Genomic DNA, 14,614 nt, shown 5'->3' on the forward strand with positions numbered 1-14,614 from the left:
CTTGCGATCTGTGTTGCGGCCTCCCGATGGCCGCAACACTGAACCGAGCTCCTGGGTGGTTCCTTGGAGTTTCCCTGAAATAAAGAAACCAAGGATCAGAGGATGACCCTTGCTCTTCAGCAGGATGGTACAGCCACTCGTAAAGCAAAACGCTCCAATCTGAGCTCTGCCAGATTGCGCGCCGCGTGGCTTTTTCTCGCCCCCATGATGATTGCTTTGGCCGCTGTTGCAGGCTGGCCGTTGCTTCGCACCATCTGGTTGGGTTTTACCGACGCAAACCTCACAGATCTCAGCCAATCTCAATTTATCGGCTTTGAGAACTATCTCTCGTATTATGACGGAGAGGCTTATGGCGTTCTCGTTGATGCCGAGTGGTGGAATGCGGTTTGGAATACTCTCTGGTTTTCTGTCATCTCTGTTGGTTTTGAAACTCTATTCGGGCTTCTCATTGCGTTGATCCTGAATGCGGAGTTCAAAGGACGTGGCCTTGTGCGTGCTGCGGTTCTGATCCCCTGGGCGATCCCGACTATTGTTTCCGCCAAGATGTGGGGCTGGATGCTTCACGACCAGTTTGGTGTGATCAACGAAATTCTGCTGGGTGTCGGCATTCTGTCTGAGCCGGTTGCCTGGACGGCTGATCCTTCCACCGCGATGTGGGCTGTGATCATGGTGGATGTCTGGAAAACAACACCGTTCATGGCACTGCTGACCCTTGCTGCCCTTCAAATGCTTCCGGGTGATATCTATGAGGCTGCCCGCGTGGATGGCATCAACCCGATCCGCGTGTTCTTTAAAGTGACTTTGCCGCTGATCCGTCCAGCGATCATTGTTGCGGTAATTTTCCGCAGTCTTGATGCGTTGCGCGTGTTTGATTTGATTTACGTGCTGACATCCAACTCCACTTCGACCATGTCCATGTCAGTTTATGCGAGGCAGCAACTGGTTGATTTCCAGGAAGTTGGCTATGGCTCTGCGGCTGCGACGCTGCTGTTCATTGTGATTGCCTTGTTGACGACCATTACTGTGGTGGCAGGCGGGCTGAAGTCCGGTGAAGGAGAACAATCATGAACAGACAGATGAAGTCTATTCTGTTTTACTCGCTGGTTGTTGTGGTCGTGATTTTCTCGGTCTTCCCGTTCTATTACGCGATTGTCACGAGTTTCCGGAGCGGGCAGGAGCTGTTCAATCCGTCCGTTTTCCCAACATCCTTCACGATGGGGAACTATTTCTCCATCTTCAAAGAACAGCCGTTTGGCCTCAATATTCTGAACTCGGTGATTGTTGCGACATCTGTTGTGGTCCTGTCGCTGATTATTGCAGTGACGGCGTCTTATGCGCTGGCTCGTATCCACTTCCGGGGCCGTGGTCTGTTGTTGATGACGATCCTGTCAGTCTCCATGTTCCCGCAGGTGGCGATCCTCTCCGGCATGTATGAGCTGATCCGCTCCATGGGGCTTTACAACTCTCTGCCGGGTCTGATTATCCCGAACACAGTGCTGACCCTGCCGTTCACTGTGTGGGTGCTGACGACCTTCATGAAGGAGCTGCCGAAGGAGCTTGAAGAGGCTGCGGTTGTTGACGGAGCTTCTCCGCTGACCATTGTGCGCCGGATCTTCCTGCCGTTGATGTGGCCAGCGATGGTGACCACTGGTCTGCTTGCCTTTATCGGTGCGTGGAACGAGTTCCTGTTCGCGCTCACCTTTACTCTATCCAACGAAGTTCGCACCGTGCCAGTGGCGATTGCCCTGATGTCCGGTGCAACTGAATACGAGCTGCCATGGGGCAATATCATGGCTGCTTCTGTGCTAGTGACCGTCCCGATCGTGGTCCTAGTCCTGGTGTTTCAACGAAAAATCGTCGCTGGTCTTACAGCTGGTGCGGTTAAAGGATAACTGGAATGAACCTCTCTACCCCAATAAACGAAAATACAAGCCATCGCGTTCTGGCGAACGATCCGGATTGGTGGCGGGGCGCAGTCATTTATCAAATCTATCCGCGGTCTTTCGCAGATAGCAATGGCGATGGCATTGGTGACCTTCCAGGTATTACAGAGAAGCTGGACTACATCTCCGATCTTGGTGCTGATGCGATCTGGATCTCGCCTTTCATGAAGTCGCCGATGGATGACTTTGGCTACGATGTTTCTGATTATGAAGACGTCGATCCGATGTTTGGCTCTCTGGATGACTTCAAAGAGCTGGTGGCTAAAGCGCATGGTAAGGGCATTCGTGTTCTGATCGATCTGGTGATTTCACACACCTCTGAGCAACATGAGTGGTTTAAGGAAAGCCGGAGCAATAAGACCAACAGCAAGTCTGACTGGTATGTCTGGGCAGACCCGAAGGCTGATGGTTCTCCGCCAAACAACTGGCTCTCCATCTTTGGTGGTTCCGCCTGGCAGTGGGACAGCCGCCGTTGTCAGTACTACCTGCATAACTTCCTGCGCTCTCAGCCGGATCTGAATTTCCATTGCGAGGAAGTGCAGCAGGCCGTGCTTGATGCAGGTCGGTTCTGGCTGGAGCTGGGTGTTGACGGGTTCCGTCTGGATACCGTGAACTTTTACGTTCATGACAAACAGCTGCGTGACAACCCACCTTATCCGGATCCGGATAGTCTTGCGGATGTGACTGGCGTGAACCCTTATGCGTTCCAGGACCACAAGTTTGACAAATCGCAGCCAGAGAACCTGCCGTTCCTTGAGCGCTTACGGGCTGTGATGAACGAGTATCCGAACACCACCACAGTTGGTGAAATCGGTGCAGGGCATGAAGCCAGTGAGATTATGAAGCAGTACACCTCTGGTGAGGGGCGCCTGCACATGGCGTACAGCTTTGATCTGCTTTCCAACACGCCAACTGCAACCTATGTGCGTGAGCGGGTGACCAACCTGCAGAACATTGTGACTGAGGGCTGGCCGAGCTGGGCGATGTCCAACCACGATGTGAAGCGTATGGGATCACGGCTTCCTGCTGATGTTGATCCTCAGGTGGCAACACCAGCTTTGATGGCGCTGAGCGCTTCCTTGCGTGGTAGCCCATGCATTTATCAGGGTGAAGAACTGGGCTTTAAAGAAGCTGATGTGGCTCTGGAAGACCTTCAAGATCCTTATGGCATTGAGTTCTGGCCTGAGTACAAAGGTCGTGATGGGTGCCGTACGCCGATTGCATGGACCAAGGACGGTGGCTTCACCACTGGCAAGCCTTGGTTGCCAATGGCGCAAGACCATCTGGATCACAGTGCGGAAGCTCAGGCTGGAGATGAGGCTTCTCCACTTCGCCGGACAGCGAAATATCTGCAGTGGCGTAAGGACCAGAAGGTTCTACAAAAGGGGTCTTTGGACTTTGCTGATCTGGGAGAAGACGTTCTGGCGTTTGTGCGTGAGCATGAAGGTGAACAAGTACTTTGCGTCTTCAATCTGACAAATGATGATATGCGTGTTGCTCTGGGGGCGTACAGCTCTGCTGCGTTGCTGGAGGGGCATGGATTTAGTGCGGAAATGGACGGCGAGGCACTCAACCTGCCTGCATGGCAAGTGGCTTACTTGCAAATCTCAAAGAACTAAGCTGAGGGCAACACCATGGCAGATGTAACACTCAAGGGTATCGTCAAGGACTTCGGGTCAACCCGCATCATCCACGGCGTTGACTTGCAGATCAAAGATCGCGAGTTGATCGTGTTTGTCGGGCCATCCGGCTGCGGTAAATCGACTTTATTGCGCCTGATTGCAGGGCTTGAAGATATCACTGATGGTGACATGTTCATTGATGGAGATCTGGTGAACCAGCGCTCTCCTAAGGAACGCAAGATAGCCATGGTGTTCCAGAGCTATGCTCTTTATCCGCATATGAATGTTTATGAGAATATGGCGTTTGGCCTTGAGCTCTCCAAGCATTCAAAAGAGGATATCAAAGACAAGGTGATGGAGGCGGCTCGTATCCTTGAGCTGACTCCGTTGCTGGAACGCAAGCCGAAGCAACTTTCTGGTGGTCAGCGGCAGCGTGTGGCGATTGGCCGTGCGATTGTTCGTAATCCTAAGGTCTTCCTGTTTGATGAGCCGCTTTCCAACCTTGATGCGGCGCTGCGTGTGCAGATGCGTATTGAGATTGCCAAGCTGCATCAGGACATGGACGCCACCATGGTGTACGTGACCCACGATCAGGTGGAAGCAATGACGCTTGCAGACCGGATTGTGGTGCTGAATGCTGGCCGGATTGAGCAGGTTGGTAGCCCGCTTGAGCTGTACCATCGTCCACGCAACAAGTTTGTGGCTGGCTTCATCGGGTCGCCGAAGATGAACTTCATTGAGGCGCAAGTGATAGGTGTTGCTGAAGACGGTGTTGAGCTGTCGGTTATCGGCTCTGATCCTGTGAAGGTTGTCGTTGATCCGACTGGCCTTGCTGTTGGCGATAAAGTTGAGTTTGGTATTCGTCCTGAGCACATGGGCAGCGGAACGGAAGGCGAGCTTTCCGGGAAGGTTGAGGTTATTGAGGAACTTGGCGAGAGCCACTTCCTGCATGTGCGCTTGACTGACGGTTCTTTGATCACCGTTCAGGGCAGGGGTGATGCTACCGCGAAGGCTGGTGAGAGCTGTAAAGTGAAGCTGGATTGTAGCCATGCGCATGTGTTTGACGGTGACGGATTCGCGTTTTCTAAATTGGGGACGTTAGGTCAACATGAAAATACTGCAACTCTTGAGGGTGCGTGATAAATAAAATTGCTCACAGACTCACTCCAACTTGGCATAGAGTTCCAACGCTGCACCTTGTGTGCAGCGTTTACTTTTTCTGAGACGCCTCTTCATTTCTTAAGGTGATTAAATAGCTGATTTTTTTAGACTGAATCAGGCTTGATCATACCAATTGACTAGTCCGTTAGGGGAGGTTTGATTACTGGCAGAAACCGCAAGGTTAGCCGTCCAGAATCAAGCAAGGATTGAGCTGGTGCATGGTATTCTTTGGCTGAGCTCAACCAAGGGTACTTGTTCCCATTCTTAAAAAGTGAAAGAATTTAATCAGTGATTGCACTTAGATGCGGTTACAATTCTTTCGCCTTCGCGCGACTAACGATGTGAAGGCATTTTATAAATAGGGGAGCATTTTATAATGCAATTTAAGCGTAGTCTTCTCTCGCTGGCGCTTGCTGCAAGCGTGGCGATGCCAATTTCCGGCGCTATCATCTCTGAGGCTGGTGCTGCAACACCACCTAACATGCTCATTGTTGCTGGCCGTATTGACGATATCATTTCCCTTGATCCGCAGGAAATGTTTGAGTTTTCCGGTACGGACATGGCGAACAACATGTATGACCGTCTGGTACAGCTGAACCCAGCTGACCTGTCCAAAGGTTATGAGCCAGGTCTGGCAACGAGCTGGGAAATCTCAGAGGACGGCAAGACCTTTACCTTTAAAATGCGTGAGGGCGTCAAGTTCCACACCGGCAACCCTGTTACTGCAAAGGATGCTGAATACAGCCTTCGCCGTGCAGTTGCGATGAAGAAAACACCGTCTTTCATTCTTACGCAGTTTGGCTTCACTCCTGAAAACATGAGTGAGACAATCAAAGCCGTTGATGAGAACACTTTCCAGATTACGACAGATAAGAAGTACGCTCCTTCTTTCGTGCTGAACTGCTTCACTTCTGCAATTGCTTCTATCGTTGATAGTGAGCTGGTTAAGTCTAATGAAGTTGATGGCGACTGGGGTAACGGCTGGCTGAAAACCAATTCTGCTGGTTCTGGCGCGTTTAAGCTGCAGAGCTGGAAGCCAAATGAATCTTATTCTCTGACTGCTGTTCCAGGCTACTGGCGTGGTGAAGTTGCGATGAAGCGCGTAATCGTGCGTCACGTGATGGAATCTGCTTCTCAGCGTCTAATGCTGGAAAAAGGCGATGTTGATGTTGCCCGTCATCTGTCTCCAGAAGATATTGCTGCGATCTCCACCAACGAAGATCTGAAGGTTGAAGACACGCTCCGTGGTCGTCTGATGTACATCTCCTTCAACCAGAAGGATAAGGCGCTGTCCCATCCAAAGGTTGCGGAAGCTCTGAAGTATCTCGTTGACTACAAAGGCATGACCGGTTCTTTCCTGAAGGGCCAGTACACCATCCAGCAGGCGTTCCTTCCGCAGACCTATATGGGCGAACTGAAGGATACTCCATTCTCACTGAACGTTGAGAAAGCTAAAGAACTGCTCGATCAGGCAGGTTATGCCGATGGTTTCGATGTTGAGTTCATCGTTCGTAATGCGACTGAGCGCGTTGAAATTGCTCAGAGCTTGCAGAACACCTTTGGTCAGGCTGGCATTCGCGCCTCTATCACACAGGGAACTGGCAAGCAGATCCTTGGTCGTTACCGCGCTCGTGATTTCCAGATCTACGTAGGTGCATGGGGTCCGGATTACCCAGATCCACACACAAATGCTGATACCTTCGCAAACAACCCGGATAACTCCGATGAAGGTAAGCACGTTGGTAAACTGGCATGGCGTAACGCTTACCCAGCAACAGAGCTGACCAAGCTGACCGATCTTGCTGTACAGGAAAGTGACCGCGAAAAGCGTGCCCGCATGTACGTGCAAGCTCAGAAGACCTTCCAGAAAGAAGCTCCATTCTCAGTTATGTTCCAGCAGATTGAACAGAACTCCATGGCTGCAAACGTAACCGGCTTCAATCCGGGTGGCGCTATTACTGGCGTATTCTTCTGGCCTGTAAAAAAATAAGATTGGCTAATTACAAATGAGCATCGCTGACTCTACAGCGACTGTGGCGCGGCGAGGGTTTACCTCGCCGCTCTACAAGATTTTAAAAGGTTTAATCGCTGGCCTTTTCTCCATTGCCATCACTATGGTGGGGCTTCTTTTCGTCACCTTCATTATTGCGCGTGTTATGCCAGTCGACCCGGTCCTCGCGGTTGTTGGTGAGCGTGCCTCTCAGGAAATTTATGAAGCTGCGTACAAGGCCATGGGTCTTGATCAGCCGCTTTACGTGCAGTTTATGCTGTTCTTGAAGCAGGTGGCGATGGGCGACTTCGGGATGTCGACGCTGACAGCGCGGCCCGTTGTTGAGGACATTGCCCGCGTTTTCCCAGCTACACTAGAGCTTGCAACCCTTGCGACGATCGCTGGCGTTGGCATTGGCGTACCGATGGGGGTTTTGGCTGCAGTGAATGAAGGCCGTTGGCCGGACCAGCTGATCCGCCTTGTTGGCCTGTTTGGCTACTCCATGCCGATCTTCTGGTTTGGCTTGATGGGCCTTTTGATTTTCTATGGTATTCTTGGCTGGGTTAGTGGCCCGGGTCGTATCGATATCTACTACGAAGACATTGTTCCTGTTGTCTCAGGCATGATCCTCATCGATAGCCTGATTGCAGGAGAGATCGAGATCTTCTGGAATGCGGTGAGCCACATCATTCTGCCTGCAAGTATTCTTGGCTATTATTCTATTGCTTACATTTCCCGTATGACCCGCTCGTTTATGCTGGAACAGTTCTCTCAGGAGTATATCACCACTGCGCGCGTGAAGGGTGTTTCCGAGACTGCTGTGATCTGGCGTCATGCGCTGCCCAATGTGATGATCCCGCTTATTACAGTGATCGCGCTTTCCTATGCGAACCTGCTGGAAGGGTCTGTGCTGACAGAGATTATCTTCTCATGGCCGGGTCTGGGCAACTACATCACCAATGCTCTGCTTTCTGCCGATATGAATGCGGTGCTGGGTGGAACAGTTGTGGTTGGTGCTATCTTTGTGGGCCTCAATCTCTTCTCTGACTTCATGTACAAAGTGGTTGATCCGAGGGCACGATGACAACAGCACCTGTAAAATCTAACGTGCCTGACAGAGCTGGCTTGAAAGCATGGCTCTCCTCTGATGCACCTACATCCCGCGGACATGCGCGCGCTGTGCAGTTTTATATGGGGTGGATGAAACTCTATGAAAACAAACTCGCGTTTCTCGGGTTCCTGATTATTCTGAGCCTGGTTCTGATGGCGATTTTTGCACCACTGCTGGCAACAACAGAGCCAAATGCACAAGACCTTGCCAAACGTTTGACTGCGCCGGGGGTGGATGGTCACCTGCTTGGAACTGATGAGCTTGGCCGTGATATCTGGAGCCGCCTCGTTTACGGTTCTCGTATCACGCTTCTGATCGTGGGCATCGTTGCGTTCACAGCTCCGGTTTTCGGTTTGCTGATTGGAACTGTTGCGGGTTACCTGGGCGGCTGGGTTGATCAGGCGCTTATGCGTTTGGTTGATATCTTCCTGGCGTTTCCTAAACTTATTCTAGCGCTTGCCTTCGTTGCTGCGCTTGGGGCTGGTATTGAGAGTGCGATTATCGCGATCAGTCTGACGGCATGGCCTCCGTATGCGCGTATTGCTCGCGCTGAAACGCTGACCATTCGCAATGCGGATTACATCAGCGCTGTGCGTTTGCAGGGGGCTGGTGTCATGCATATCATTATTGGACATGTATGGCCGTTGTGTCTGTCCTCCATCATCGTTCGTGTGACGCTTGATATGGCGGGGATTATTCTGACAGCTGCCGGCCTTGGTTTCCTTGGTCTTGGTGCTCAGCCTCCAGAGCCTGAGTGGGGCGCAATGATCTCTGCTGGTCGCAAGTTCATTTTGGACCATTGGTGGGTTGCTGCCATGCCGGGTATGGCGATCTTTATCGTGTCTTTGGGCTTCAACCTGCTGGGTGATGGTCTGCGCGATATTCTTGATCCGAAAAAGAGCCAGAGCTAGGGGAGAGAACCATGAGTGATACGCTTTTAAGCGTTGAGGACCTTTGGGTTCGTTTCCCAACACGCAGTGGTACTGTTGATGCAGTTCGTGGCATTTCGTTCTCTGTTGGGCGTGAGCGCGTTGGCATTGTGGGCGAAAGTGGCTCCGGTAAATCTATGACCGGGCGGAGTATTTTGCGCCTGATCCGGTCTCCTGGCCAGATGGAAGCCAAGTCGATTAAGTTCAATGGTGAGAATCTGCTGGACTATTCGGAACGGCAGATGCGGAAGATCCGTGGGCATCAGATCTCTATGGTGATGCAGGATCCGAAGTTCTCGCTGAACCCTGTTCACACGGTTGGCAAGCAGATCTGTGAGGCACTTCGCCTGCACACCAAATCTTCTCGTCGTGAGGCTCGTCAGGGTGCTCTGGAGATGCTGGAGGCGGTTCAGATCCGCAACCCTGAGCGTGTGTTCAATTCTTATCCGCATGAGCTTTCAGGCGGTATGGGGCAGCGTGTGATGATCGCGATGATGCTGATCACTGATCCAAAGCTGCTGATTGCTGATGAACCGACCTCTGCTCTGGATGTGACTGTGCAGATGAAGGTGCTGGCGATCATGGACAAGTTGGTGCAAGAACGCGGAATGGGGCTGATCTTCATCAGTCACGATCTGAATCTTGTCTCGTCCTTCTGTGACCGAATTATCATTATGTACGCAGGACGTATTGTAGAGACCTGTAAGGCCAGTGAGCTGCACAATGCGACGCATCCTTACACACGTGGGTTGCTGAATGCGCTGCCTCGCATTGAGGAGCCCAAGGGGCGCCTTGAAGCACTGCAACGTCAGGACAGCTGGAAGCAGGAGGTCAGTGTTGATGCCCGGGTCTGATAGTGCTGTGATGGAACGTAAGCCATGGGTTGCGGAAGCAACAAAAGACGCCCGCCTCGAGATCAAAGACCTCAACGTCTATTTCGGTGAGGGACCGGATCGCTTTCAGGCTGTCAAAAACGTGAGCGTCAAGGTTCAGCAAGGCGGCAGTTTTGGTATTGTCGGTGAATCTGGCTCAGGTAAGTCAACTGTACTGCGCGCTGTGTGTGGACTGGTTGAGAGCTGGGATGGTGAGATCGATATTGACGGCGCCCCTGTTTCGCATAAGCGTGACAAGGTTTTTGCCCGCAAGATTCAGATGGTTTTTCAGGACCCTTACGCGTCCTTGCATCCACGCCATACCGTTGACCGAGTTTTGTCAGAACCTCTGAAATTACATGGGTTTGACGATATTGATGGTCGTGTGCTTCGGGCTCTGGATGACGTAGGGCTTGGGGCAGATTTCCGCTTTCGGTATCCGCATCAGCTTTCCGGTGGTCAGCGACAGCGTGTGGCTGTTGCACGCGCGTTGATGTTGGAGCCGGAGATTCTTTTGTTGGATGAGCCAACTTCAGCGTTGGATGTATCTGTGCAGGCTGAAATTCTTAACCTGTTTGCTGATCTGCGGAAGGAGCATAACCTTACCTATGTGATGGTGACGCACGATCTGGCAGTCGTTGCGCATATGTGTGATGAGATTGCCGTGATGCAGCATGGTGAGGTTGTTGAGGTGATGGATGTGGAAGCGATGCGAAGCTCTACACCGGAGACAGCTTACACGCAGGAACTGCTCAAAGCCTCTATGGGGTATGATGCGGAGTTCTTCGGCGACCGTTGATCTGCGAAGCATCTGATGATTACTGAGAGCCCCGCCCTTGTGGTGGGGCTTTTGTTGTTCTGGCGGGGGAACTTCAGTAGGATCGCTTTGTTGATTTGATGATTGTTGGTTGCGGAGCCAGAGATGAAGTATTTTTATGGCCTTCTTTGTATTTTGGGATTTCTGCTGCCGTACGGGGCGTTTATGCCATGGTTGCTTGAGAACGGGTTGAACCTGCCGCAACTTCTTGTTGAAGCATTTGCTGGCGAGATATCGGCTTTTGCCTGGCTTGATGTGGTGGTTTCGGCGGTGGTTTTGATAGGCTTTATCTTTGCCGAAGGGCAACGACTTGGAATGAAGCGTCTTTGGCTTCCGATTCTTGCTGTGTTCACCGTTGGTGTGTCGTTGGGCTTGCCATTGTTCTTGCTCTTGAGAGAATTACACGTTGAAAAACCATCAAAACCAAGGGCTCACAGCGGAAAAAACGTAGCGCACATATGATAGTTGGAACTCATGTGCAGAAAATGGCCTACACCAATGAGTTCACTGTGAATTTCTTAATGTTTTCTGCTATAAACAACCGGCTTAATCCTACGAGTACATACGCTAAAACACTCGCAGATTGGCTTGGGTGTTTTCTAATTGATCTACGGTGTCTTCTTTGAGAAGTCTTGACGAAAATCTTATTTCCCATATTCCTCCGTTCCGAAAGCTGGAACGCGTTGATATCAGAGAGATTTTGGACGCAGCGACGCCAAAGCGTTTCAGCGCGGGTCAGGCTATTTTCGAAGAGCATGAGCCAGCGGAGCGGTTTTTCCTGCTGTTGGACGGTCATGTGCGCGTTATTCGCACCACGGCTTCCGGAGATCAGGTGATTGCGCGTCACATCGTCAGTGGCGAGCTTATGGGCATTGCCTCCGCAATTGGCAGGACGACTTATCCAGCCAGTGCTGTGGCGATTGATGACTGCCTTGTGCTGTTCTGGCCGACAAGTCTCTGGAAGACGTTTGTCGAAAAGTACGATGGATTTGCGACGGAAACCTATAAGACAGTCGGAGAGCGTATCTCTGAAGCGAACAACCACATTCTGGAACTGGCAACACAGCAGGTCGAGCAGCGTGTTGCACGTGCTTTGCTGAGACTTGCAATCCAAAGCAGCCGCATCACCGATGAGGGAATGGAAATTGATTTTCCTCTCACACGCCAGAATATCTCTGAGATGACAGGTACAACTTTGTACACTGTGAGCCGTTTGCTAAGCGCTTGGGAAAAACAGGGAATTGTGAATAGCGGGCGCAAAAAGGTCATCGTGACGGAGATGAATAAGCTGAAGACTCTGGCTGATTTGGACCCAATGGCTGACTCTTGAGTACCGTTGAGCGATTGCCTGAGTGTTACTAGGCATAAATACCAGTATTCTCGACTTTATATCCTATTGTTTTTAAACGTGTTTTTCTCCTATATCCGGTAATTACCGAATAGGTTGTTCTAGCACAAACTTCCCCAGTGGCGTCAATTTTATCATCTTCGGGACCGTAACCACGATAGGATTCCGTAGATGTCAGAATTCCTTACAAAATCGCGGGCACGAAATATTTTTTATGGGGGATCCTTATTCTTCATAGGCATATTTGCCGTGCTCTCAATCGACAGCCACCTTTACGTCGTCAATGAATCGACTTCAAAAGCTGATCTCACTGACGAGGTTGTCCTCGGAAAGCACGTTTGGGAAAAGCATGCTTGCATCAACTGCCATACGTTGCACGGGGAAGGCGCTTACTTTGCTCCTGAAGTCGGCAATGTGATGACACGTTGGGGCGTGCTGGATGATCCGGATGATGCAGCTGAGACCCTTGGCTCCTGGATGGAAGCTCAGCCGAGCCGCATCGAAGGTCGTCGCCAGATGCCTTTCTTCGATCTGACCAAAGAAGAAGTCCGCGGCCTCTCTGAATTCTTGCGTTGGGCTGACAAGACCAACACGCAAGACTGGCCACCGAACGACGCTGGTTAAGGGGTGGTATTATGAAATACAGTTCTCAAAAAGTCGCGTATGCCTACTTCGTAGCTGCGCTTGGCCTATTCGCAATCCAGGTTCTGGGCGGTTTGCTCGCTGGCTGGATTTATGTTGCACCTAACTTCCTTTCGGAGTTGCTGCCGTTCAACATCGTTCGCATGTTGCACACCAACGCACTGATCGTCTGGCTTCTGCTCGGCTTCTTTGGTGCGGCTTACTTCATCATCCCGGAAGAGAGCGAGCGTGAGATCCACTCCGTTAAGCTCGCTTACATTCAGCTGATCATTCTTGTGGTTGGTACACTGGGTGCTGTTGTCAGTTACATCATGGGTATCCATGAAGGCCGTGAATTCCTTGAGCAGCCGCTCTGGGTTAAGGTCGGCATTCTTGTTGCTGCGTTGATCTTCCTCTTCAACATCTCAATGACTGTGTTGAAAGGTCGTAAGACTGCGATCACAAACATTCTGGTGATTGGCCTTTGGGCTCTTTCCCTGCTGTGGCTGTTTGCATTCTACAACCCAGACAACCTGAGCCTTGATAAAATGTACTGGTGGTACGTTGTTCACCTTTGGGTAGAAGGTACCTGGGAACTTGTGATGGCTTCCATCCTTGGCTTCCTGATGCTGAAACTCACCGGTGTTGACCGCGAAGTGATCGAGAAGTGGCTCTACATCATCGTAGCGACTGCTCTGTTCTCCGGTATTCTTGGTACAGGACACCACTATTATTGGATCGGCTTGCCCGGCTACTGGCAGTGGATTGGTTCCGTCTTCTCTACTTTAGAAGTCATACCATTCTTCCTGATGATGACCTTCTCCTTCGTCATGGTCTGGAAAGGTCGTAAGAACCACCCAAACAAAGCAGCTCTGCTGTGGTCTCTCGGTTCTGCAACTGTCGCGTTCTTCGGCGCTGGCGTATGGGGCTTCCTGCATACTCTGCACGGTGTGAACTTCTACTCACATGGTACACAGATCACTGCAGCGCACGGTCACCTTGCCTTCTTCGGCGCATACGTTGCTCTGAACCTTGCGATCTTCACTTACGCAATGCCATTGCTTAAGGGTCGTAATCCATACAATCAGGTTCTCAACATGGGCAGCTTCTGGCTCATGACTGGTGGTATGTCCTTCATGACCTTCGTGCTGACATTTGCCGGAACCATCCAGACACACATGCAGCGTGTTGTTGGTGAAGACTTCATGTCCGTACAGGACCAGCTGACAGTGTTCTACATCATGCGCTTCGGTGCTGGTGCGGCTGTTGTGATTGGTGCTCTGCTGTTCATCTACTCCCTGCTCGTACCGCGCAAGGAATTGTTCACAGCGAACTCTGGTTCCAAACCAGCGACCGGTAGTACTCCTGAAGCCCAGGCAGTTCTGGAAGGTGGTCGTTAATGACTGTACAGAACCACGTTTTTGATGTGCCCTATTATCAGCCTATCGCCGATGAATGTGCATTATTTGAAACGGCTTTTAACAAAGGTCTGCCCCTTCTTTTGAAGGGGCCGACGGGCTGCGGCAAAACCCGCTTTGTGGAACACATGGCCGCAAAGCTGGGTCGCCCGATCTACACCGTGGCTTGCCACGATGATCTTTCCGCAGCAGACCTTATTGGTCGTTACCTGCTTAAAGGTGGCGTGACTGAGTGGGTTGATGGCCCGCTGACCCGCGCTGTTCGCGAAGGTGCGATTTGCTATCTTGATGAAGTGATCGAAGCACGGAAAGACGTTGCGGTTGTTTTGCACCCGCTGACTGATAACCGTCGTCGTCTCATCATTGAGAGAACTGGCGAAGAGCTGCAAGCTCCTGCGAACTTCATGCTCGTTGCCAGTTACAACCCCGGCTATCAGAACGTTCTGAAGCAGATGAAGCCTTCCACACGGCAGCGCTTCCTCTCCACGACCTTCGATTTTCCTGATGCGGAAACCGAGATACAGGTCGTTGCTAAAGAAAGCGGACTGGATGTTGAGCGTTCCAAATCCCTGGTTCGTCTTGCTGGCCATATCCGTGGTCTTTCCAGCCTGGATCTGGAAGAGGGTGTTTCCACTCGCTTGCTGATTTATGCTGCATCCCTGATTGCTGGTGGTATGCCAGTTGAAAAAGCACTGCAATACTCTGTTGTTGAGCCACTGAGTGATGAGCCTGATGTTCAGGTTGCGCTTCGTGATTTGATCGCAGTTGTTTACGGGTGAGCC

General features: G+C 51.4%; 14 protein-coding genes. All 14 read left to right on the forward strand.

The features are described from left to right. The first annotated feature begins 102 nt into the window (after positions 1–102). Positions 103–1,068 (forward strand): carbohydrate ABC transporter permease, encoded by a 966-nt coding sequence (locus PsW64_RS06760; protein WP_063303154.1) that lies wholly within the window; start codon positions 103–105, stop codon positions 1,066–1,068. Next, a complete protein-coding gene (locus PsW64_RS06765) occupies positions 1,065–1,892 on the forward strand; it encodes a carbohydrate ABC transporter permease (protein ID WP_063294058.1) in 828 nt (275 codons plus the stop codon). Before PsW64_RS06760 ends, PsW64_RS06765 begins: the two co-directional genes overlap by 4 nt. Before the next feature lie 5 nt (positions 1,893–1,897). Beyond that, positions 1,898–3,562, forward strand: coding sequence for an alpha-glucosidase family protein (locus PsW64_RS06770; protein ID WP_063303155.1), 1,665 nt, complete (start codon positions 1,898–1,900; stop codon positions 3,560–3,562). Positions 3,563–3,577: 15 nt separating this feature from the next. Beyond that, positions 3,578–4,705, forward strand: coding sequence for an ABC transporter ATP-binding protein (locus PsW64_RS06775; RefSeq protein ID WP_063303156.1), 1,128 nt, complete (start codon positions 3,578–3,580; stop codon positions 4,703–4,705). A gap of 397 nt (positions 4,706–5,102) precedes the next feature. Continuing rightward, complete coding sequence (locus tag PsW64_RS06780; protein WP_057461256.1) at positions 5,103–6,716, forward strand: ABC transporter substrate-binding protein; 1,614 nt, start codon at positions 5,103–5,105, stop codon at positions 6,714–6,716. A 16-nt stretch (positions 6,717–6,732) separates the two neighbouring features. Beyond that, on the forward strand, positions 6,733–7,800 hold the full coding sequence (locus PsW64_RS06785) for an ABC transporter permease (RefSeq protein WP_063290108.1): 1,068 nt from the start codon (positions 6,733–6,735) through the stop codon (positions 7,798–7,800). Beyond that, entirely contained in the window at positions 7,797–8,738 is a 942-nt protein-coding gene (locus PsW64_RS06790) for an ABC transporter permease (RefSeq protein ID WP_057461258.1), read from the forward strand. The genes PsW64_RS06785 and PsW64_RS06790 overlap by 4 nt, the downstream gene beginning before the upstream one ends. A gap of 11 nt (positions 8,739–8,749) precedes the next feature. Next, positions 8,750–9,610: an ABC transporter ATP-binding protein gene (locus tag PsW64_RS06795; protein WP_063290107.1), complete on the forward strand. Its 861-nt coding sequence runs from the start codon at positions 8,750–8,752 to the stop codon at positions 9,608–9,610. Further along, complete coding sequence (locus PsW64_RS06800) at positions 9,597–10,427, forward strand: ABC transporter ATP-binding protein (protein ID WP_063303157.1); 831 nt, start codon at positions 9,597–9,599, stop codon at positions 10,425–10,427. Before PsW64_RS06795 ends, PsW64_RS06800 begins: the two co-directional genes overlap by 14 nt. A gap of 123 nt (positions 10,428–10,550) precedes the next feature. After that, positions 10,551–10,907, forward strand: coding sequence for a DUF2834 domain-containing protein (locus PsW64_RS06805; protein WP_063294052.1), 357 nt, complete (start codon positions 10,551–10,553; stop codon positions 10,905–10,907). A 151-nt stretch (positions 10,908–11,058) separates the two neighbouring features. Continuing rightward, positions 11,059–11,775, forward strand: a complete 717-nt coding sequence (locus PsW64_RS06810) for a Crp/Fnr family transcriptional regulator (protein ID WP_057461262.1) — start codon at positions 11,059–11,061, stop codon at positions 11,773–11,775. Positions 11,776–11,964: 189 nt separating this feature from the next. After that, the gene (locus tag PsW64_RS06815) at positions 11,965–12,417 is read left to right on the forward strand and encodes a c-type cytochrome (protein WP_057461263.1); all 453 of its coding nucleotides are present in this window, start codon (positions 11,965–11,967) and stop codon (positions 12,415–12,417) included. An 11-nt stretch (positions 12,418–12,428) separates the two neighbouring features. Next, a complete protein-coding gene (locus PsW64_RS06820; protein WP_063303158.1) occupies positions 12,429–13,814 on the forward strand; it encodes a cbb3-type cytochrome c oxidase subunit I in 1,386 nt (461 codons plus the stop codon). Beyond that, the gene (locus tag PsW64_RS06825; protein WP_063303159.1) at positions 13,814–14,611 is read left to right on the forward strand and encodes a CbbQ/NirQ/NorQ/GpvN family protein; all 798 of its coding nucleotides are present in this window, start codon (positions 13,814–13,816) and stop codon (positions 14,609–14,611) included. Before PsW64_RS06820 ends, PsW64_RS06825 begins: the two co-directional genes overlap by 1 nt. Positions 14,612–14,614 lie beyond the last annotated feature (3 nt).

It is taken from the genome of Pseudovibrio sp. W64, assembly GCF_001623145.1.
Lineage (GTDB): Bacteria > Pseudomonadota > Alphaproteobacteria > Rhizobiales > Stappiaceae > Pseudovibrio.